General features: G+C 68.1%; 13 protein-coding genes and 1 riboswitch. Of the genes, 9 read left to right on the forward strand and 4 right to left on the reverse strand.

Annotation, left to right across the window (positions count from 1 at the left end; genetic code table 11):
- Nucleotides 1-153: 153 nt before the first annotated feature.
- From BY998_RS23245 to BY998_RS23260, 4 genes are all read right to left on the reverse strand, one after another.
- Complete coding sequence (locus BY998_RS23245) at nucleotides 154-1,575, reverse strand: hypothetical protein (protein WP_110354059.1); 1,422 nt, start codon at nucleotides 1,573-1,575, stop codon at nucleotides 154-156.
- Entirely contained in the window at nucleotides 1,572-5,237 is a 3,666-nt protein-coding gene (locus tag BY998_RS23250; protein ID WP_110354060.1) for a hypothetical protein, read from the reverse strand. Before BY998_RS23250 ends, BY998_RS23245 begins: the two co-directional genes overlap by 4 nt.
- Nucleotides 5,238-5,243: 6 nt before the next feature.
- On the reverse strand, nucleotides 5,244-5,993 hold the full coding sequence (locus tag BY998_RS23255) for a hypothetical protein (protein ID WP_146221846.1): 750 nt from the start codon (nucleotides 5,991-5,993) through the stop codon (nucleotides 5,244-5,246).
- Between the two features lie 170 nt (nucleotides 5,994-6,163).
- Nucleotides 6,164-6,607, reverse strand: coding sequence for a hypothetical protein (locus BY998_RS23260; RefSeq protein ID WP_110354062.1), 444 nt, complete (start codon nucleotides 6,605-6,607; stop codon nucleotides 6,164-6,166).
- A 467-nt stretch (nucleotides 6,608-7,074) separates the two neighbouring features.
- Nucleotides 7,075-7,184: riboswitch (guanidine-I (ykkC/yxkD leader) on the forward strand.
- A gap of 388 nt (nucleotides 7,185-7,572) precedes the next feature.
- Between BY998_RS23260 and BY998_RS23265 the strand changes: the two genes are divergently transcribed.
- The 9 genes from BY998_RS23265 to uca all read left to right on the forward strand — a co-directional run bounded on the left by BY998_RS23265 (nucleotide 7,573) and on the right by uca (nucleotide 18,407).
- Nucleotides 7,573-8,583 carry an ABC transporter substrate-binding protein gene (locus BY998_RS23265; RefSeq protein WP_110354063.1) on the forward strand — a complete coding sequence of 337 codons (1,011 nt, stop codon included), beginning with the start codon at nucleotides 7,573-7,575 and terminating at the stop codon, nucleotides 8,581-8,583.
- Nucleotides 8,584-8,593: 10 nt separating this feature from the next.
- Nucleotides 8,594-9,655 carry an ABC transporter permease gene (locus BY998_RS23270; protein ID WP_110354064.1) on the forward strand — a complete coding sequence of 354 codons (1,062 nt, stop codon included), beginning with the start codon at nucleotides 8,594-8,596 and terminating at the stop codon, nucleotides 9,653-9,655.
- Nucleotides 9,652-10,602, forward strand: coding sequence for an ABC transporter ATP-binding protein (locus tag BY998_RS23275; protein WP_110354065.1), 951 nt, complete (start codon nucleotides 9,652-9,654; stop codon nucleotides 10,600-10,602). The genes BY998_RS23270 and BY998_RS23275 overlap by 4 nt, the downstream gene beginning before the upstream one ends.
- Nucleotides 10,599-11,414 (forward strand): creatininase family protein, encoded by an 816-nt coding sequence (locus BY998_RS23280; RefSeq protein ID WP_110354066.1) that lies wholly within the window; start codon nucleotides 10,599-10,601, stop codon nucleotides 11,412-11,414. Before BY998_RS23275 ends, BY998_RS23280 begins: the two co-directional genes overlap by 4 nt.
- 4 nt (nucleotides 11,415-11,418) lie before the next feature.
- The gene (gene glnT / locus BY998_RS23285; RefSeq protein ID WP_110354067.1) at nucleotides 11,419-12,792 is read left to right on the forward strand and encodes a type III glutamate--ammonia ligase; all 1,374 of its coding nucleotides are present in this window, start codon (nucleotides 11,419-11,421) and stop codon (nucleotides 12,790-12,792) included.
- 13 nt (nucleotides 12,793-12,805) lie between these two features.
- Nucleotides 12,806-13,177: a cupin domain-containing protein gene (locus tag BY998_RS23290; protein WP_110354068.1), complete on the forward strand. Its 372-nt coding sequence runs from the start codon at nucleotides 12,806-12,808 to the stop codon at nucleotides 13,175-13,177.
- 232 nt (nucleotides 13,178-13,409) lie between these two features.
- Nucleotides 13,410-14,222, forward strand: coding sequence for an urea amidolyase associated protein UAAP1 (locus BY998_RS23295; RefSeq protein ID WP_110354069.1), 813 nt, complete (start codon nucleotides 13,410-13,412; stop codon nucleotides 14,220-14,222).
- A gap of 14 nt (nucleotides 14,223-14,236) precedes the next feature.
- Nucleotides 14,237-14,872 (forward strand): urea amidolyase associated protein UAAP2, encoded by a 636-nt coding sequence (locus BY998_RS23300; RefSeq protein ID WP_110354070.1) that lies wholly within the window; start codon nucleotides 14,237-14,239, stop codon nucleotides 14,870-14,872.
- A gap of 4 nt (nucleotides 14,873-14,876) precedes the next feature.
- Nucleotides 14,877-18,407 carry an urea carboxylase gene (gene uca, locus BY998_RS23305; RefSeq protein WP_110354071.1) on the forward strand — a complete coding sequence of 1,177 codons (3,531 nt, stop codon included), beginning with the start codon at nucleotides 14,877-14,879 and terminating at the stop codon, nucleotides 18,405-18,407.
- Nucleotides 18,408-19,312 lie beyond the last annotated feature (905 nt).

Raw genomic sequence — 19,312 nt, forward strand, 5'->3', positions numbered from 1 at the left:
CATTCGGCTCTCCTCTTCGGAAGGCCGCACATTGAATCACATCCCCGCCCGCACCAAAACCCCAGACGATTCAACCCGCTCGGATCGCGCTCTAGGTCGTTTTTCTCACGCCAAACCTGTCGACTGACCGGTTTTCGTTTCGCCGGACCGCGCTTAGACAGTCATGAAGATGCCGAAGTGATCGCTCGTGTTGCGAAGGCGGCCGTAATTGTCCCAGCCGGTCATCCGGCGCGCCACTCCGATACCGGGGTAATCACCGGAGATCGGCGCGAAGGGCCAGCCGATCGGCGCTGCGCTGAGGGTGGGCGTCATCGCGATCGCGCCCCTCGGCGGGTTGTCCGCCGGCGCGCCGGTCCCCGTCAGCGGCGTGCCGGTGACCAGGTTCATGACGGTGGTCTGGTAATCGTGCGGCGCGCCCGCGAAGGGCCAGACCAGGACGTTGTCGATCGACGCGACCGGCACCGCACTGAAATCGGATCCGACATAGCCGTAGCCGGGATAATAGCTGGGATGCGCGAGCCCGTTCGACCACAGGAACAGTGAATCGGCATCGTTGTGCTTGCCGCGGATATGGGTCGAGAAGTAGCCGCGATACTGGGCGAGATTGGCAGGTGCGCCGGCAGCCGTGGGCTGGAGCAACAGGGTATAGGCGTTGGGCGCGTTCGTCAGAGGATTGTAGGCGCCGGAGGGCGAACCGTCGGGCGCCAGCAGGTTGATGTTGAAATCGCCGCCGATGATCCGGGTCTCGTTCGCCCCGAGCGGACCGACGGCATCGGGCAGCGCCGACAAGCCATGGATGTAGGCTGCCGCGGCGGCGTTGTTCGGCGGTGCGTGGATGACGAAGAACGTCAGGTTTCGCTGGATCGCGCCGCCGGCCGTGGCCGCTTCCGTGAAAGTGACCATGTAGGGCTGGCGCAGGCCCTGGAAGTCGATCACGGTCCCGGCGGCATCGTCGAAATCGACCCGCGCGGCGACCCGATTCTCGAAGGCGTTGCCGTTGTGCAGGGCGCCCGCCGGGATCTGCCGAGCCGGCCCGAGCCCCGGCGGAACGAGCATCCCGTCGATGTTCACCGTGCCGAGTGGGAGCGGGACACCGGTATAGGGCACAGCGGGTGGGGCGCCGACGCCCGGTGGAACCGAAGCGCCCGCGACGCCGCCGGTCCAGATGTTGGGTCCCGTGAAATAGCGCGACACCGCGCCGGTATTGTCGGTACGGCGATAGATGATCCCGATCGTTTCCGTTCGGCCGCCGGTACCGACGTAGAGGGGCGGCACGGCATTCCATCCGCCGACGACGGGGATGTGCTGATTGAAGCCGTAGAGCAGGTGCGCGATGGCTTCGAGGCCGCCCGTCGGCGTCGCCAGCGCGCCGGCGATGTTCTCGCCCGAACTCACTTCGACGATCACGATGATGTCGGGCTGGGTCGCCATCAGGACATGGTTGATCACCGCCCTGCGCTGCAGCGCCGCCGTCTGGTCGTTCAGACCGCCATGCCCGCGGCTCACCACGGTCGATACCGAGAAGATCTTGTTGAGTGAGAATTGCTGGATGTTCCAGATGAGGATCCGGGTCATGCCCTCCCCTCCCCCTCGGTGGGCGCGACTTCCGCGAAGGCCAGCGACTGGCCGCAGCCGGGATTGTCGTCCGCGACGTAGGCGGCATACCAGCCGAGGCTGCCGCTGCTGTTGGGATCGCCAAACAGGAAAAACTGAATGTTCGCCGAGGGCGGCAGCTTGACGATGCCGAAGATCTTGATTCCGATATCGTCGATGCGCAGACAGTAGAAGTCGTCCCGCTCGCCCACCGCGAGCGTCCGGCCGGGCGCCTTCGCTACCGGCTGGCGCAGGATCGAGACCGATCCGACCGCCACCTTGAGCACGCCCTGGAGGCTGAACAGGCTCGCTCCCGGCGCCGCCCCGGGCAGGCTCATACCGATGAACAGCGAATGCTCGCCGTCGGCCTCTCGGGTGGCGGGAGACCAGGCCGCCAACAGCTGCGACTGAAAACCCATGCCGGATGCCAGGGCGCCGGGGCCGCCGAGTGTGATGTCGTAGACCGCGCCGAACCACGGCCCGTCCAGCTCGGCGAGACTCAACTGCGAGGAGACCGGCAGGAAGCCGAAATCGGCGGGCTTCTGGTCACCCCGGGCGTTGACGAAACTCTTAAGCTGCAGCGCGAAGCCGCGGAACAAGCTGTCGTCGCGCGCCGACGATGCGCCGAGATCCCAGGCAAGATTGCCAGTCTCGACGGCGAAGCGCTTGGCCCCCGGCGTCGTCGCGGGATAGGTCATGCCGATGGTGAGACCGGAAAAGGCCAGTCCCGCGCCGAGCGCGGACGGCAAGGTTCCCTTCGGGCTTCCGAACGACAGCAGGTCCAGGGTCTCGCCGGCCCGGCTCCCGAGCTCCGTGAAATCGAACGCGCCCCACACAAGGAAACGGCTGGCGACCGTCGCGCCGTTGTCGCGGGTGCCCAGCGTATTGAATTGCACCCGGTTTAAAGCGACCGCCGGCAGGACGTTGGACGGGCTGATCAGGACGTTGGGATCGTTCTGTTCGAAGACATAGGACGCACGGCCGTTCTGTTCAACGTAGCTGCCGCTGAGCACGATGCCGGGGAAGGGCTGCCCCTGTCCGGCATTGTAGAGCTTGGTGACCGGTGCGGCGAACAGGGTCTGGATCGAGAGCTGCACGCGGCTCCGAAACCGGACCAGCCGGGCATGCTCGAACAGCGATTGGAGCTGGAGCACCGTAAAATCGAAATCGCCCTGCATCGCCAGCGGCACGGGCACCTCGGGCCCGGCGCCCGCCGCGACATTCGCGGCGTAGAGCGGATTTTCGTAGTCGATCAAGCCGAACAGGCTCGAACTGCCCTTCGCCATCGCGATCTGCGCCCGGGCCTTGTCCACTTCCACCCGGCTGACCGTGAAGCCGAAATGGTGCGCTTCGAAGCGCGTGAAATCGATGCCCGCGGCCAGCCCGGCGATCTCCGGCGGTAGGTCCTGCGCGCTGAGATCGGCGGCGAGCACGATCACCCCGGTCCAGTGCGGATCGACCGCGATCCGCGCGAACGTGTCGTAGAAGGCGCTCGAGGATCCTTTCGAGCGGGCGATGGCGTTCGCGACGAAGTCCTGAAGCCACTGCGACAGGCCGGTATGGGCGAGCGCGCGCGTTTCGGGCGGCGTGCCGGGCAGCAGCGAGAATGCATCCGCCGCGGTCCAGCGATTGGGATTGGTCACGCGGTCCTGCAGCGAGCCCGAGCAGAACTTCATGATGAGGACGTTCTTGTAAGCGGTCGCCGATGCGCCCGCTCCGACATTGGCGGCCATCGTCCAGCCTGCGATCCGGACGGCGTTGCTGAACGTGGCGCCGACGGCCGAGTCGGCGAAGGGCTCCGGGTTCACCCCCACCAGGAACAACTGGTTGGTCTGGAGCGCGTCCTGCATCGCCCGGGTCGGATGCAGCAGCGCAAAGGGCAGGACGGCGTCGCCGAGGTCGGGCGACAGAGGCGACGCAGGATCCGACGACTGCGCCATCGTGACTGCGAGATAGGCACCCGTGGTCGGATCGCGCTGGACGATGAAGCCCTGCGGGGTGGTCCCGTCGATGGGTGGAATCTCCGCCGCCTGCGCGTCGGCGAAGGCGCGCGTCGCCTGACGGCGCGCCGCCCAAGTCTGCGCGCCGTAATGCGAGATCAACGTCTTGCGCGTGGCCGCGATGATCTGGCTTTCGAATTGAACCAGCGTCGTTCCATCGAGGCCCGCGCGGGCCGCGGCGCCGTAAGGGACGAGCGGGAAGGTCTTGTCGGCTCCCTGCGCCAGCGGCATGTGCGGCGGTGCCGATCCCAGCACCGCAACCTCGTCCGCGTTCGGTGCCGGATCGACCGCGAGTGCGCCGTAGAGCGCGCTGCCCTCGGGCTCGGCGAAGTAATCGACGGTGCCCGCCCCGGCGACGAGCGTCGACCAGGGCGTCTGGTACCGATTCGTCAGCAGGGGCGCGACCGCCCCGCTGCCGGGCTCGTTGAGGTCCACGGTGCCGAACGGGAAGACCGGAGCGTAGCCGGAGCGCGAGGGAATCGTGTTCAGAAGGTCGTTCTTCTCGGCAGGCAGGCTGGGATCATAGGTCGAGAAGCCCAGCGACTCGGAACCGAACAATCCCCCCATCAGCTTTTGCGGCCGGCCCGGCGCGATCCCCGCGACGCCCAGGCCGTAACGGCCGGCCAGTCCCAGATATGCCGGTCCGCTGGCCGTCGAAGCGCTCCGCGGAGCCGCCGTCGCCCATGCGAAGCCGCCCGCGCCGAGCCGTGGCGCGACATCCGCGGCCTCCGATCCAACGGGCGTCAGCACGACCGGCTGCCCGCCCGCCGTGCGATAGTGGCTGAGCAGCGCCGACGCGCCCTTGAGCGCGAGTCCCGACCGCAGGTATCCCTGCTCCAGCAGGGCCGCTGGAAGGACCCGGTTGGCCGGATCGGAGAGGTCGAACGTCCCCGCGACGGGCAGGCTGCCCGGCAGCTGCGCGACCGCGAACGCGGCGTAGTCGACCGCCGTCACGACCTCCTTGGCCTGCCCACCGAAGAGGTAGCGGAAACCCTGTCCCAGGCCCTGGGTGACGAAGGCCAGCGCAGGTTTCAGCACGCCATCGAAGGTCAGGCATCCGGTGTTGGCCCCCGAAAGGGGCACGAAGGCAGAGATCCTGTTGGCCGCGTTGGCCGTCAACTGGACGCCGAGCGTCTTAGCTCCCTTGTCCCTGAAGCCGATGAAGGGCGGCACGCTCAATGCGGAGGCATGGAGTTGCAACCGGCCGTCGGCGACGGCAAGCCGCGTCTGGTTGAGAACGTAGACGCTGGCATTGGTGCCGAACCAGCGGTTGAGGTCGCCCGTCGTCTGATAGACGCTCGCGACGAACAGGAACGGCAGGCCGTACTGACCGAAATCGCCGAACGCGACCGGATCGGCCGACTTCAGCCAGACGATCGCGCGATTGCGGGTCGCCGCGTTGATGTAGGGCAGCGCCTCGGCCGCGAAGCCTTCCGGGTTGGAATCCAGGACGGCCGGCCGCACCGTGCAGAACAGGTAATGGCCGTTGTAGCCGGTGAGCGAGGCATCGAAGCCGATGCCTCCCGGCGGCGAACCGCCGGGAGGAAGAAGGTAGCCGGCCCAACCGACCGAACCGGCGACCCTGGTCTCGTAGACCGAACTCGTCCCGACTTGCTCGAACAGCGGCGGAGCAGGCGTGGGCATGTCCGCTCAGCCGATCGGGAAGATGCCGAGCAGAGTACCGTCCAATTGGTAGAGGCCGCGATCGTCGACGATGGCACCGGAAACGATGGTGACGGTGTACTGGGTCGAGCCCAGCGCGGAATACTGGAGCGTGATCCCGGACCTCCAGGTCGTCGCTCCGATCGTGATGTCGGCCGCCAGCGCGGCCATGGGCTGGGCCTGCGACACCACCGGCGTCCAGACCGGGATACGGCCCTGATACTGGAACGACAGATAGGTCGTGTTGTTGGGATCGGCGCTCGGCGTCGTCACCACGTTGCTGTTCGGGCTGGTCGGGGTGTTGACGGTCGTCAGCGCCTGAAAGACCCGAACCTCCACCGCTTCGTCTTCCCCGCGGGGCGCGCTGCCCTTGCCGCCGTCCTTCGTGATGGGGAAGATTCCCAGCGTCAGACCCGCCAGCGAATAGAGGCCGCGGTCATCGACGATCTGACCCGACGTGATGGACACCGTGTATTGCGTGGAGCCGAGCGCGGTATACTGGATCGTGATCCCCGCTTTCCAGGTCGTCGATCCGATGGTGATGTCCGCACCAAGGACGACCTGAGGCTGCGCCTGGGAAATAGCAGGCGTCCAGACCGGGATACGGCCCTGATACTCGAAGGTAAGCTGCGTCGTATTGTTCACGTCACCAGAAGGCGTCGCGACGACATCGGTGTTCGGGCTGGTTGGGGTCGTCGTCTTTGCCGGACCCACGAACGCGTTTACTTCTTCTGACACGTCTTCCTCCAATTCAAAAAATAAAAATAAAATTTATTTCCTCGTCCATCACGACGAATCACTTGATACGCAAGCGAACTTAGAGAAAATTATGGGCAATCGTCAATCATATTCAATAAATATCTCGCCAGAGACTATATATTATCGATTTTACGAATTGAGTATATTTTTCAGAGGTTCGACAAACTCTCGATGTCATGCATTCCCATTCGGATCGATTTCACGGCATCTTTCATCTCGGCCGTGCGCGCGAAACTACCTAGAAGCAGTCCTTTGCACTTGTAGGTTGTTCCAGCGTCGGCGATCACACCGTCCAGCAGCATGGTATAGACGTCGCCCATCGGGTTGAGCGTAAGTGTCAGGCCTTCGCTCAAGACGATCCCGCAGGCCTGGATCGAGTCCATCAGGGTCACGCGTTCGCTGGCGATCGAGAGCAGAGCACGCCACAGAGGAACTCTGTTCTGGAAATAGAAGGTCACCCAGGTCGAATCGTTGATGTCGAACGTCGCCTCGGTTCGGGCATTGCAATCGGGCGTGATCTGGGTGTCGATCGTCTGGCCGGGAGGATCGGGTGTCGCAGCGTAGGACAGGCGGCCGACTTCCGAACCCGACACAGCAGCGTCCTCCGCCTCTGCCCGGACTCGTCGCCGGCCCGGTTGCATCGGGCGGCTTCTCCGGGCCGTCGTTCTGAAGCGCCTTGTTTCGTCGAAACGGTTGCCGCTTCGTCGGAATGGGCCGGCGCGCTCGCCACCAAGTAGGCCCATCCGGACCCGGTTGCCACGGAACAGCGCATTCTGCCGGGCGCTGCCTCGCAGAGGCAACGGGAGTTGTTGATCACGGGGAGCGATCCGCCAAGCGGCGCTAGGCCCTCCCGATCGATCGAGCGGCGGCACGGTCCAGGTACGGTCGAAACGGTCTCTCCTACCCACCGACCCCGAACCGGTGAAGCCGGCGGTTCCGGCGGACGAGTGCGGCGCAAATCGACAGCGAGCCTAAAACATCGTCAGCGAAAGATCGCGGATTGTGCAGCCTGGGACTTTCTCTGTATTGACTGAGTAATGGCGGCCTCATACCGTAGAGGAGAGTTGATCGCTAGGGTTCCAGCATCGCTTCGATGTGTTCGGTCCGAGAGCGGTTGCCGCGGCGGGAGACATCCGCCCGGATGCACGGCGGGATAAAAGCCCGGGAGACCTCACTAGCCAGAGATTGGCAAGGTTAGGTCTTGTACAATCTCTTTCTCTATTGAGAGGGAACGTATGCCCGGCATCAGCCCCCCGATCGTTTCTCTTCCATCATCCCTCGATCGTGGCTGCGGCGCGTCGCAGGCCGTGCGCGGCCCGAGGACGGTGCGGGCCGCGATCATGCGCCTTCGCGGCGGCTTCGGGGACAGCACGCGCCCCGACCCGGTCCGGACGTAGCGTCCGCGGACCCGAGCGCCTCCCCCTCTTCCAGCGTCAGTGCCGGCATCCGACGGACGGGCTTCCCAGCCCGTCGATGCCCGCTTGCACGCAAAATCCGCGGTCGACCCACGGCAAGGGTCCGGCATCCGGTTCCGGCGACGATCCCGAGGAGACGAGACATGCGCATCCCGACCCTGATCACCGGCGGCCTCACGCACCTCCGCCGAAGCCTGTCCGCGCTCACCCTCGCTGCCGGCCTCCTCGCCGCGCCGATGGCGCAGGCCGCCGAGCCGCTGCGCATCGGCTACAGCGACTGGCCCGGCTGGGTGGCGTGGCAGGTCGCCATCGAGAAGGGCTGGCTCAAGGAGGCTGGCATCGAGGCCAAGTTCGAGTGGTTCGACTACTCCGCCTCGATGGACGCCTTCTCGGCGGGCAAGCTCGACGCGGTGACCTGCACCAACGGCGATGCCCTCGTCATGAGCGGCAACGGCGCCCGCAACGTCATGATTCTGCTGACCGACTACTCCAACGGCAACGACATCATCGTCGGCAAGCCGGGGGTGAAGTCGCTGGCCGACCTCAAGGGCAAGAAGGTCGGCCTCGAAGTCGGGCTCGTCGAGCACCTCCTCCTCATCGACGGCCTGCAGAAGGCCGGGATCAAGGAGAGCGAGGTTACCCTCGTCAACGCCAAGACCAACGAGACGCCGCAGATCCTCGCTTCCGGCGACGTCGCCGCCATCGGCGCGTGGCAACCCATCGCGGGGCAGGCGATGCGCGGCGCGGCGGGTGCCCGCCCGCTCTACAGCTCCGCCGACCGCCCGGGGTTGATCTACGACGTGGTCACGGTGACGCCCGCGAGCCTTGCCGCGCGGCGCGCCGACTGGATCAAGCTCGTCGGCCTGTGGGACCGGGTCGTCGGCTACATCGCGGACCCGAAGACGCAAGCCGACGCGGTCGCCATCATGGCGGCCAAGGTCGGAGTGGAGCCCGCCGTCTTCACCCGCTTCCTCAAGGGCACCAAGCTGCTGACGCTGGCCGAGGGCCGCGCGGTGATGAAGGATGCCGACGGATTCGGCTCGCTCTACGGCTCGAGCCGGCACGCCGATGCCTTCAACGTCAAGTTCGAGGTCTACAAGAGCCCGCAGGACGTGAAGGCCGCCATCGATCCCGCCCTCACCGACGGCAAGTGAGGACTTGAGGATGCGCACGCCGCTGCCTCAGCCCCATTCCGAGAGGGACGCCGTTCCGGCGGTCGCGGTCGCCCCGCTCCCGCCGGTGGCGGGCGCCGCCCCGGTCGCCGGGCGGGTGCGGCTCTCCTGGGTCGGCGCGCCGCGCCCGCTGACCCGGCGTCGGCGCGTGGCGCTCACCCTGCTTTCCTTCCTGCTGCCGCTGGGGCTTTGGGCGGCGGTCTCCTACCTGCCCTTCCTCTGGCATCCGCTGGTCGAGGTGACGGACCCCGGCGACGTCGCCTGGATGGAAGCCGGCATGCGGGTGCCGCGGGCGGCCTTTTCCGAGGAGGTCGCGGCGGCGCGGGGCGCGGGGACGGCTCTGCCCGAGGGGCGCCCGGCCAACCCGGTCTACCTGCCCGCGCCGCACGAGGTCGCGGTGGCCTTCTGGACCTCGCTCACCGCGCCGCCGCCGCAGCGCGACACGATCTGGCTGCCCGCGAGTCTTTGGCACTCGATCCAGATCATTTTCTGGGGTTTTACCCTCTCCTCCCTGGTCGGTGTGCCGCTGGGCGTGCTGTGCGGGGCGCAACCGACGATCGCCCGGCTGACCGAGCCCGTGATCGAGTTCGTGCGCTACCTGCCGGCCCCCGCGTTCGGCGCGCTGATGGTCGCCATCCTCGGGATCTACGACGGGCCGAAGATCGCGATCATCGTCATCGGCACCTTCTTCCAGCAGGTGCTCGTCATCGCCAACACCACACGCCGGGTCGATCCGCTGCTGATCGAGGCCGCGCTCACCATGGGCTCGCGCAATCTGCGCCTGATCCGGAGGGTGATCGTGCCGGCGGTGCTGCCGCAGATCTACCGCGACCAGCGCATCCTGCTCGGCTGGGCCTGGACCTACCTCATCGTCGCCGAGCTGATCGGCACCTCGTCGGGCATCACCTTCTTCATCACGCAGCAGGCCCGCTACCAGCACTTCGACAACGTCTACGCGGCGATCCTCGTGATCGGCCTCATCGGGATCGCCACCGACATCGCGCTGGCGCTGATCGGCCGCCGCCTGTTCCCTTATGCGAGGGCACAAGGATGAGAGACGGCACGAGCGCGTCCGCTCCCATTCCGCTGACGTCCGAGCCTTGTGATTACCGCACCCAGTGCGAGCCCGTCCGCGCCCGCTTCGATCGGCTGAAATCCCGCGACGTCGCCCTGCGGGTCGAGGGCCTCGGCAAGGTGTTTCGCAACGCGGACGGCGCCGAGACCGTGGCGCTTCGCGGCATCGATCTCGTCACCCATCGGCGCGAGTTCCTCTGCGTCGTCGGGCCGTCGGGCTGCGGCAAGTCCACCTTCGTGCGCATCCTCGCCGGTCTCGAAACCAAGAGTTCGGGCAGCGTCAGCGTCGGCGGCGTGCCGGTCTCCGGGCCCGGCGCCGACCGGGGCATGGTGTTCCAGGGCTACACCCTGTTTCCCTGGCTCACCGTCAAGCGCAACGTCGCCTTCGGGCTCGAAGAGAACGGCGAGTCGCGCCACGTCGCCGAGCGCGAGGCGGCGCAATGGCTGGCGCTCATCGGGCTGGAGCGCTTCGCCGACGCCTACCCGCACCAGCTCTCCGGCGGCATGAAGCAGCGCGTGGCCATCGCCCGCGCGCTCGCCATGCGCCCGCGCATCCTGCTGATGGACGAGCCGTTCTCGGCCCTCGACACCCAGTCGCGGGCGCGGATGCAGGCCTACCTGATCGAGATCTGGCGCAAGATCGACATCACCATCGTCTTCATCACCCACGATCTCGACGAGGCGGTGGCGCTGGCCGACCGCATCCTCGTCCTGAAGGCCCATCCCGGCGAGGTCGAGGAGTTGATCGAGGTGCCGGTGCCCCGGCCGCGCCATCCCGGCCAGAGCCTGATGCCGGAATTCCGCGCCACCCGTGCCCGGCTCGATGCGCTGATCCACCCCAGTGATGCGGAGGCCGACGGCCCGGCCAATCTCGGTGGCCTCGACATGGTCACCCGGATGGCGAGCGTGGGAGACGAGGTCGAATGAGCACCCTCGCGAGTTTCCCCTTGCCAAATCTCCCCGTGCTCTGGTCCGACCGCACCTGGGAGGAGATCCCCGGTGATCTCGAAGCGACCGCGCAGGCCGCGCTCCTGCCGATCGGCGCCACCGAGCAGCACGGGCCGCATCTCGGCTGCGGCATGGATTTCGTGCTGGCCGACATCCTCTGCCGCGAGGTTTCGGCGCGCACCCGTGTGCCGATGCTGCCGCCCCTCCCCTATGGCTGCTCGCTCGGCCATTCCCGGCGCTGGCCCGGCACCCTCGCCCTCGACCCTGTGGTGATGACCGAACTCGTCCGGCAGATCGGAGAACAGGCCTACCATTCGGGCGTGCGCCGCCTCTTCCTCGTCAACGCCCACGTCACCAACGGCGCGCCCTTGCGCTGCGCGCTCGAATTGCTGCGGGCGGCTCACGACGACCTGATGGTGGCGCTGGTCAACACCGCGACCGTCAGCGAGCGGGTGCGCGCGGCCCATTTCATCGACGCCGAGGACTGGCACGCCAACCGGGCCGAGACCGCGCTGATGCAGGCGCTGGCCCCCGCCCTCGTGCGCGAGGAGCGCATCGCCGGGGCCGACGACCCGGACCGCACCCAGGGTCTCGTCTTCGCCCACCCGGTCAACCGCACCAGCCACAACGGCGTCACCGGCTCCCCCTCGCAGGCGAGTGCGACGGAGGGCGCCGCGCTGTTCGCGTGGATGGTCGAGGACCTGACCGCCCTCGTCCGCCGCGGTCTCGCCGAGACCCCGCCCCTTCCCCATTCCTACGACGGCCCCGCCGTCTCCACGCCAGGAGCCTGACTTCATGGGCCACGCGAACGACATCGATCCGCAGGTGCGCGCCGTGCAGGAGGATCTGCGCGCGAGGGGCGTGAAATACGTCATCGGCGCCTATGTCGACATCCACGGCGCGCAGAAGGCCAAGGTGGTGCCGATCGACCACCTGCCGCAGATGGCGGCGGGCTCCGAACGCTATACCGGCTACGCCCTCGACGGCCTCGGCCAGGCGCCGAACGAGGACGAACTCGCCTCGGTCCCGGATTTCTCGCAGGTCATCCAGCTCCCCTGGGAGAGCAAGCTCGCCTGGGCGCCGGCCGACCTGACCTTCCAGGGCAAGCCCTACCCGCTCTCGACCCGCGTCGCCCTGAAGAACGTGCTCGCCCAGGCCGAGGCGATGGGCTTCGGCTTCAATCTCGGCATCGAGTGCGAGATCTTCCTGCTGCGCCAAGCGGCCGACGGCTCGCTGCACACGCCGGTGGCGGACGATCGGCTGGTGAAGCCCTGCTACGACGTGCGCGGCTTCATCGACAACTTTTCCTGGCTCGACAAGGTCGCGACCACGATCAACGATCTCGGCTGGGATCTATACTCGTTCGATCATGAGGATGCGAACGGGCAGTTCGAGTTCGACTTCCAATATTCCGACGCGCTGACCATGTGCGACCGGCTGACCTTCTTCCGCATGATGACCAAGCATTACGCGAAGGAGGAAGGGCTCATCGCCACGATGATGCCGAAACCTTTCGCCGACCGCACCGGCAACGGCGCCCACTTCAACATGTCGCTCTCCGACCGCGAGACCGGCCGCAACCTGTTCGCCTGTGCTGCCGGTGAGGATCCACGGGGCCTCGGCCTCACCGAGACCGGCTACCACTTCATCGGCGGCGTGCTGCGCCACGGGCGGGCGCTCTGCGCCGCCTTCGCGCCGACCGTGAACAGCTACAAGCGCCTCGTGCGCCAGGGCGCGATGGCGGGCTTTTCCTGGGCGCCGGTGTTCAATTCCTACGGCTCGAACAACCGTACCAACTCGGTGCGGGTGCCGGCCGGCGGCGGGCGCTGCGAGAGCCGCAACGCGGACGGCGCGGTCAACCCCTACCTCGCCGCCGCCCTGGTGCTCGCGGCCGGCCTGGAGGGCGTGCGTGAGCGGATCGACCCCGGCCAGCCCAACGAGGACAACCTCTACGCGCTGAGCGACGGCGAGCGTCGGGCTCGCGGCATCGCGTTCCTGCCCCAGACCCTGCAGGAGGCGGTCGACGCCTTCGCCGCCGACCCCCTGGTCGAGGCGACGCTGGGCTCAGGGCTTCGCGAAGAGTTCATCCGCACCAAGCGCGAGGAGTGGAACGCCTACCATCTCACGGTGAGCCCGTGGGAGATCGAGCGCTACAGCCACCTGTTCTAGGCGGAGGTTTGTCATGAAGACCGTCATCGCCTTCGCCAACAGCATCGCCGCGCCGTCCACTTACCGGCCGGAACCCGAGCGCATCCTGGCCGGCGATCCCGTCCAGACCGCGACGCTGCACTTCACCAGCGCCGACGGCCGCTTCTCCGCCGGCACCTGGGCCGCCGAGCGGGGGACGTGGCGGGTCGTCTTCACGGAGAGCGAGTTCTGCCTCCTGCTCGAAGGGGTGATCGTCGTCACCGACGAGGCCGGCACACAAACCACCTTCCGGGCCGGCGACGCCTTCGTCTCGCCCGCCGGATTCACCGGAACCTGGGAGATCGTCGAGCCCGCCCGGAAGCTCTTCGCCTTCTACGAGGTGCCGTCGGCGCCTGACCACCCGTGACCCTCCCGTCCTCACCCTGATCCTAAGGTGGCGGCGCGAAGCGTCGCCGTCGATGGAGGACTCCGGGGATCGCGCGACTTCCGGAGGTCTCCTGCGGGGTCGCTTCGCGGCACCTCGGGATGAGGGCGAGCGGGGGGACAACACATCGAAACCCCATTCGGCCTGCCGGGACGGCCCGGCCGCGACAGGGCTTTCGGACCGGGACGACCCGGCCCCATCGGAGACATGCGCAATGTCGGACGAAGCCAGCCAGATCGCCGAGAATCGCCGCCGCTACGAGGAGCTGAAGCGGGCTGGCCAGGGTCACGCCCCGCGCACCCTGCCCGGCCCGAGCCCGCGTGGGCCCGTGCCCCTCGACCAAGGCGCGATCCTCCACCGCGAGACCATCCCCGGCGGCTGGTACTGGACTACCGCTCTGAAGGCCGGAGAGGCGATCCGGCTTGGCCTCGACCACGGCCCATCGAGCGTCGCCCTCGTCGCCTGGTCGGCCGCCGACACCAGCGAACGGCTGAACACGGCCGATACCGTCAAGGTGCAGTGGACGGCCGCCCTCACCAAGGGCCGGGTGCTGTTCTCGGATATGGGCCGGGTGATGCTCTCGATCATCGAGGATTCCTGCGGGGCGCACGATGCGTTGACCGGCGGCTCCAACGCGGCCTCGAACGGGGCGCGCTACGCTGGCGGCCCCCACCGCAACACCCGCGACAACCTCGTTCTAGCCGCCCTCAAGAGCGGGCTGGAGCGGCGCGACATCCCCGCCTGCATCGCGTTCTTCGCCCCCGTCATCGTCGGGCCTGAGGGCCGCTTCGCCTGGAATGCCGCCGGCCGCAGGGCGGGCGACTTCGTGGACCTGCGCGCCGAGATGGACCTGATCGTCACCCTCTCGAACTGCCCCCATCCCCTCGATCCGGCGCCCGACTACGCGCCGAACCCGGTCGCGGTCACCCGCTTCCAGGCCTCGCCCCCGGCGGCGGACGATCTCTGCCGAACCGCCACGATCGAGGCCGTGCGCGGCTTCGAGAACAACGCCGCCGCCGGCTTCTGAGGGGAGCGACACCCATGACCGACACCGTGACCACGCTCTTCGACCAAGTCCTTCTGGATCAAGCCGTCCCCGCGCAGGCACCGTTCTCCACCCTCGTGCGGGCCGGCCAGACCATCCGCATCGAGGACAGCCACGGCTGCCAGGCCGTCGACACCCTGTTCTACCGCGCCGACGACATGGGCGAGCGCTATTCGTCCCAGGATACGGTGCGCGCGCAGGGCGCAGCCTACGTCACCACCGGCACGCGGGTGATGTCGAGCGAGGGCCGGGTGATGCTCACCGTCACCGCCGATTCCTGCGGGCGCCACGACACCTCGGCCGGGGCCTGCTCTTGCGAGAGCAACACCGTCCGCTTCGGCCACGCCACCAAGTATCTCCACGCCTGCCGCGAAAATTTTGCACTGGAAGTCGCAAAGTACGGCCTGTCGAAGCGCGACATCGTGCCGAACATCAACTTCTTCATGAACGTGCCGATCGAGCAGGACGGCGGGCTGGCCATCGTCGACGGCGTTTCGTCGCCCGGCGACTACGTCGAGCTGAGGGCCGAGATGGACGTGATCTGCGTGATCTCGAACTGCCCGCAGATCAACAATCCCTGCAACGGCTTCAATCCCACGCCGATCCGCGTGACCGTCCGCGGCGAGGCTTGAGCGCATGTTCGCCAAGGTTCTGGTCGCCAATCGCGGTGAGATCGCCGCCCGCGTCGTGCGCACGCTGAAGCGCATGAACATCGCCTCCGTCGCCGTCTATTCTGACGCCGACCGCTTCACGCCCGGCGTGCTCGCCGCCGACGAGGCCGTGCGCCTCGGCCCCGCGCCGGCCGCGCAGAGCTATCTTGACGTCGAGGCCGTCATCGCCGCATGCAAGGAATCAGGCGCCGAAGCGGTCCATCCCGGCTACGGCTTCCTGTCCGAGAATGTCGGCTTCGCCGAGCGGCTGGAAGCGGAAGGAATCGTCTTCATCGGCCCGCGCCCGGAGCACCTGCGCGCCTTCGGCCTCAAGCATACCGCCCGCGATCTCGCCAAAGTCAGCGGCGTCCCGCTCCTGCCCGGCACCGACCTCTTGCCCGATCTCGAGACGGCGCTGAGTGCGGCCGAGGCGATCGGCTATCCGGTGATGCTCAAGAGCACGGCGGGCGGCGGCGGCATCGGCATGCAGCTCTGCCATACAAGCGAGGAACTGGCCGAGCGCTTCGCCGCGGTCGAGCGCACGGCACGGGCCAGCTTCGGCGATGCCCGGGTCTATCTCGAACGCTTCGTGGCGCAGGCCCGCCATGTCGAGGTGCAGATCTTTGGCAACGGGCGCGGCCGCGTCGTGGCGTTGGGCGAGCGCGACTGCTCGCTCCAGCGCCGGAACCAGAAGGTGATCGAGGAGACGCCCGCGCCCGGCCTCTCCGACGCGGTCCGCGCCCGGCTGTATGCGGCGGCGGTGGCTTTGGCCGAGAGCGTCGCCTACGCCTCGGCCGGCACGGTCGAGTTCATTTACGATCCGGATCGCGAGGATTTCTCCTTCCTCGAAGTGAACACGCGGCTCCAAGTGGAGCATCCGGTGACGGAGGCGGTCTTCGGCATCGACCTCGTCGAGTGGATGGTGCGGCAAGCCGCGGGCGAGGACCCGATCGCAACCGCCGGGCCGCTCCTGCCGCGGGGCGCCGCGATCGAGGCACGGCTCTACGCCGAGATTCCGCACGCGAATTTCTCGCCGAGTGCCGGTCTGCTGACCGAGGTGCGCTTCCCCGAGAACGCCCGCATCGATGGCTGGATCGCCACCGGCACCGAGGTCACACCGTTCTACGACCCGATGCTGGCCAAGATCATCGTCACCGGCGCCGACCGGCCGGCGGCGATCGCGGCCCTCCGGGCGGCGCTCGCCGACACAGTCATCTCCGGCATCGAGACCAATCTCCACTACCTGCGCACCATCGCGGCCTCGGATCTCTTCGCCAGCGGGCGCGTGGCGACCACCGCCCTGCGCGATCTCGCCTATGCTCCGAAGAGCATCGAGGTTCTACTGCCCGGGCCGCAATCGAGCCTGCAGGAACTGCCGGGGCGCCTCGGCCTGTGGGAGGTCGGGGTACCGCCGAGCGGGCCGATGGATGCGCGCTCGTTCAGCGCCGCCAACGCGCTGGTCGGCAACGACGCGCAGACCTGCGCCCTCGAACTCACGGTCTCGGGCCCGACGCTGCGCTTCCACACGGATGCCCGGGTGGCGCTCGCGGGCGCCGCCATGCGGCTCACCCTCGACGGTGAGCCGCGCCCGCACGGTCAGGCCTTTTCGGTGAAGGCTGGCCAGACGCTCGCCATCGGCGCGATCGAGGGGCCAGGCCAGCGCGCCTATCTGGCCCTGCGCGGCGGCCTCGCGGCGCCCGTGGTGCTCGGCTCGCGAGCCACCTTCGCCCTCGGCGCTTTCGGCGGCCACGCCACCGGTGTCCTCAAGGCCGGCGACGTACTCCATCTCGGCGACGCATCGGAAGTTACCGCCGCCCCGCCCGAGCCCGCGCCGCTGACGCAGGATTGGGCGATCGGCGTCGTCTACGGCCCGCATGGCGCCCCGGACTTCTTCCAGGAGGCCGACATCGCCGACCTGTTCTCGGCGCCCTACGAGGTTCACTTCAACTCGGCGCGCACCGGCGTTCGCCTGATCGGCCCGACGCCGCGCTGGGCCCGCACCGACGGCGGCGAGGCGGGTTTGCACCCCTCGAACCTGCACGACAACGCCTACGCCGTCGGCGCCATCGACTTCACCGGCGACATGCCGATTCTGCTCGGCCCCGACGGCCCGAGTCTGGGCGGCTTCGTCTGCCCCGCGGTGATTGCCCGTGACGAACTCTGGAAGATGGGCCAGCTCCGGCCCGGCGACACGGTGCGCTTCCGGCCCCTGGCGCGGCCGGAGGATGCGATCGCCGCGCCCGCCCTGATCGGCGGTGCGGGCACCGGGCCCGGCTCGCCCATTCTCGCCCGCGACGAGACCGGCCCGGTCCCCGTCGCCTATCGGCGACAGGGCGACGACAACCTGCTCGTCGAGTACGGCCCGATGGCCCTCGACATCGGCTTGCGGCTGCGCGTCCACCTGCTCGCCGAGGCGGTGCGCGCCGCCCGGCTCCCCGGTCTGACCGACCTGACGCCGGGTATCCGCTCACTTCAGATCCACTACGACGGCACGGCGCTGCCGCGCTCCCGCTTGCTCGGCAGCCTGCGCGAGATCGAGGCCGGATTGCCGCCGGCGGAGGCGGTGAGCGTCCCGAGCCGGATCGTCCACCTGCCGCTCTCGTGGAACGACCCGCAGGCGGAACGCGCCATGCGCAAGTACCAGGAGTTGGTGCGCCCCAACGCGCCCTGGTGTCCCTCGAACATCGAATTCATCCGCCGCATCAACGGCCTGCCCGACGAGGCGGCGGTGCGCAGCATCATCTTCGATGCGAGCTACCTCGTGATGGGTCTGGGCGACGTCTATCTCGGCGCGCCGGTCGCGACCCCGGTCGATCCGCGTCACCGCCTCGTGACCACCAAGTACAACCCGGCCCGCACGTGGACGCCGGAGAACGCGGTCGGCATCGGCGGCGCCTACATGTGCATCTACGGCATGGAGGGGCCGGGCGGGTACCAGCTGTTCGGGCGCACGATCCAGGTCTGGAACACGTGGCGGACCACCCGCGAATTCGTGCCCGGCCATCCCTGGCTGCTGCGGCCGTTCGACCGCATCCGCTTCTTTCCCGTCAGCCACGCCGAACTTACCAAGGCCCGCGCCAGCTTCCCGCACGGAGCCTATCCGATCCGCATCGAGGACGGCACGTTCTCCTACGCCGAGCATCGGGCGATGCTGGCGGGCAACGCTGCCGAGATCGAGCTGGCGGGTGCGCGCCAGAGGGCGGCCTTCGCCGCGGAGCGCGAGCGCTGGAAGGCGGAAGGCCTCGACAGCTTCGTCGCCGACGAGGCGGAGGCCGCGGAGGCCGCCGAGATCCCGCCGGGCTGCGCGGGCGTGCCGACCACCGTGCCGGGCAATGTCTGGAAGATATTGGTCGGCGCGGGCGAGGCCGTGGCCGCCGGCCAGACGGTGGCGATCCTCGAATCGATGAAGATGGAGGTGGCGGTCACCGCCCCCGTGGGCGGTCGGGTTCGCGAGATCCGGGCCGGGCCCGGCCGCACCCTGCGCGGCGGCGACCTCGTCGCCATCCTCGAGACCTGAGGGCGGGACGGATCTTGCAAGGCCGCTTGGTCCGGGCAGCGCGAAACGCCCGGCTCGATCCTCATACGCGCACTTATGGAGACGGCCGATGATGCAGCGAATCCACCGCATCCTCACCTCGATCCTCGGCCTGATCGTGCAGGGCCTGCACGCCAAGGCCACCGGTCGGCTGCCACAGGACGGACGTGCCCCCGAGACGCCGCGATAGGCGGCCCGCCGGCCAACTTCATCCGGCTCGGGCCATGATAGCCCTTTTTAGGAGCGACCCTCTTCGCATTCCGGGACGCGTGCCGCCGGCAAGCCGTCCTCTGAGGGCTTGGAGATCATATATCGGTCCCCGCTTTCTCGAGCCTGGGCGCACTCCACACCGCCTACGCTGATGGGCTCGCGGCCGACGCGGTGCTGGCGGAGACCTATCGCCGGATCGCCGACGACGACGATTCCGGCCCTCGTCCTCACGCTCGTGCCGGAAGTGGAGGCTCAGGCGACCGCTCGGTCCGAACGGCGCGTTCGGCACCTACACCGATTTCGTGAACCTGCTCGATCTCTGCGCCCTCACGGTCTCGGGTCGGCTTCGCAGCGACGGCTTTCCATCGAGGGTGACGCTCACCGACTGCACGCCATACTTTCGATTCTTCCTCGCGAGGCGAAGCCAACGCGATCCAGGGCGCGGCGCTTCCGGACTGATCGTGCCCGCGCAAGCGCGAGCAGGCGTAAGCCCCCTCCCCTCTCGCGGGGTGTGTCGGCCGGGCTCGGTCCGGCGGGTTGCGCGTGTTCGCGGGTTTCGATCCGCACGGGCCTGACGGGGCGGCTTGGCCCATGCGCGGTTTAGCGGCGTGGTGTGGACGCGGCGAGGCCCGCGCGGGGTTTGGCCGTGCGGGCGGGTCTGTGGTGTGTGGGGGTTT

The organism is Methylobacterium sp. B4, from assembly GCF_003201865.1.
GTDB lineage: Bacteria > Pseudomonadota > Alphaproteobacteria > Rhizobiales > Beijerinckiaceae > Methylobacterium.

Bases quoted from the DNA above. Each gene is read 5' to 3' on its own strand.
- BY998_RS23245 (WP_110354059.1), bottom strand. From the start codon at position 1,575: ATGACCCGGATCCTCATCTGGAACATCCAGCAATTCTCACTCAACAAG.
- BY998_RS23250 (WP_110354060.1), bottom strand. From the start codon at position 5,237: ATGCCCACGCCTGCTCCGCCGCTGTTCGAGCAAGTCGGGACGAGTTCG.
- BY998_RS23265 (WP_110354063.1), top strand. From the start codon at position 7,573: ATGCGCATCCCGACCCTGATCACCGGCGGCCTCACGCACCTCCGCCGA.
- BY998_RS23270 (WP_110354064.1), top strand. From the start codon at position 8,594: ATGCGCACGCCGCTGCCTCAGCCCCATTCCGAGAGGGACGCCGTTCCG.
- BY998_RS23275 (WP_110354065.1), top strand. From the start codon at position 9,652: ATGAGAGACGGCACGAGCGCGTCCGCTCCCATTCCGCTGACGTCCGAG.
- BY998_RS23280 (WP_110354066.1), top strand. From the start codon at position 10,599: ATGAGCACCCTCGCGAGTTTCCCCTTGCCAAATCTCCCCGTGCTCTGG.
- glnT (WP_110354067.1), top strand. From the start codon at position 11,419: ATGGGCCACGCGAACGACATCGATCCGCAGGTGCGCGCCGTGCAGGAG.
- BY998_RS23290 (WP_110354068.1), top strand. From the start codon at position 12,806: ATGAAGACCGTCATCGCCTTCGCCAACAGCATCGCCGCGCCGTCCACT.
- BY998_RS23295 (WP_110354069.1), top strand. From the start codon at position 13,410: ATGTCGGACGAAGCCAGCCAGATCGCCGAGAATCGCCGCCGCTACGAG.
- BY998_RS23300 (WP_110354070.1), top strand. From the start codon at position 14,237: ATGACCGACACCGTGACCACGCTCTTCGACCAAGTCCTTCTGGATCAA.
- uca (WP_110354071.1), top strand. From the start codon at position 14,877: ATGTTCGCCAAGGTTCTGGTCGCCAATCGCGGTGAGATCGCCGCCCGC.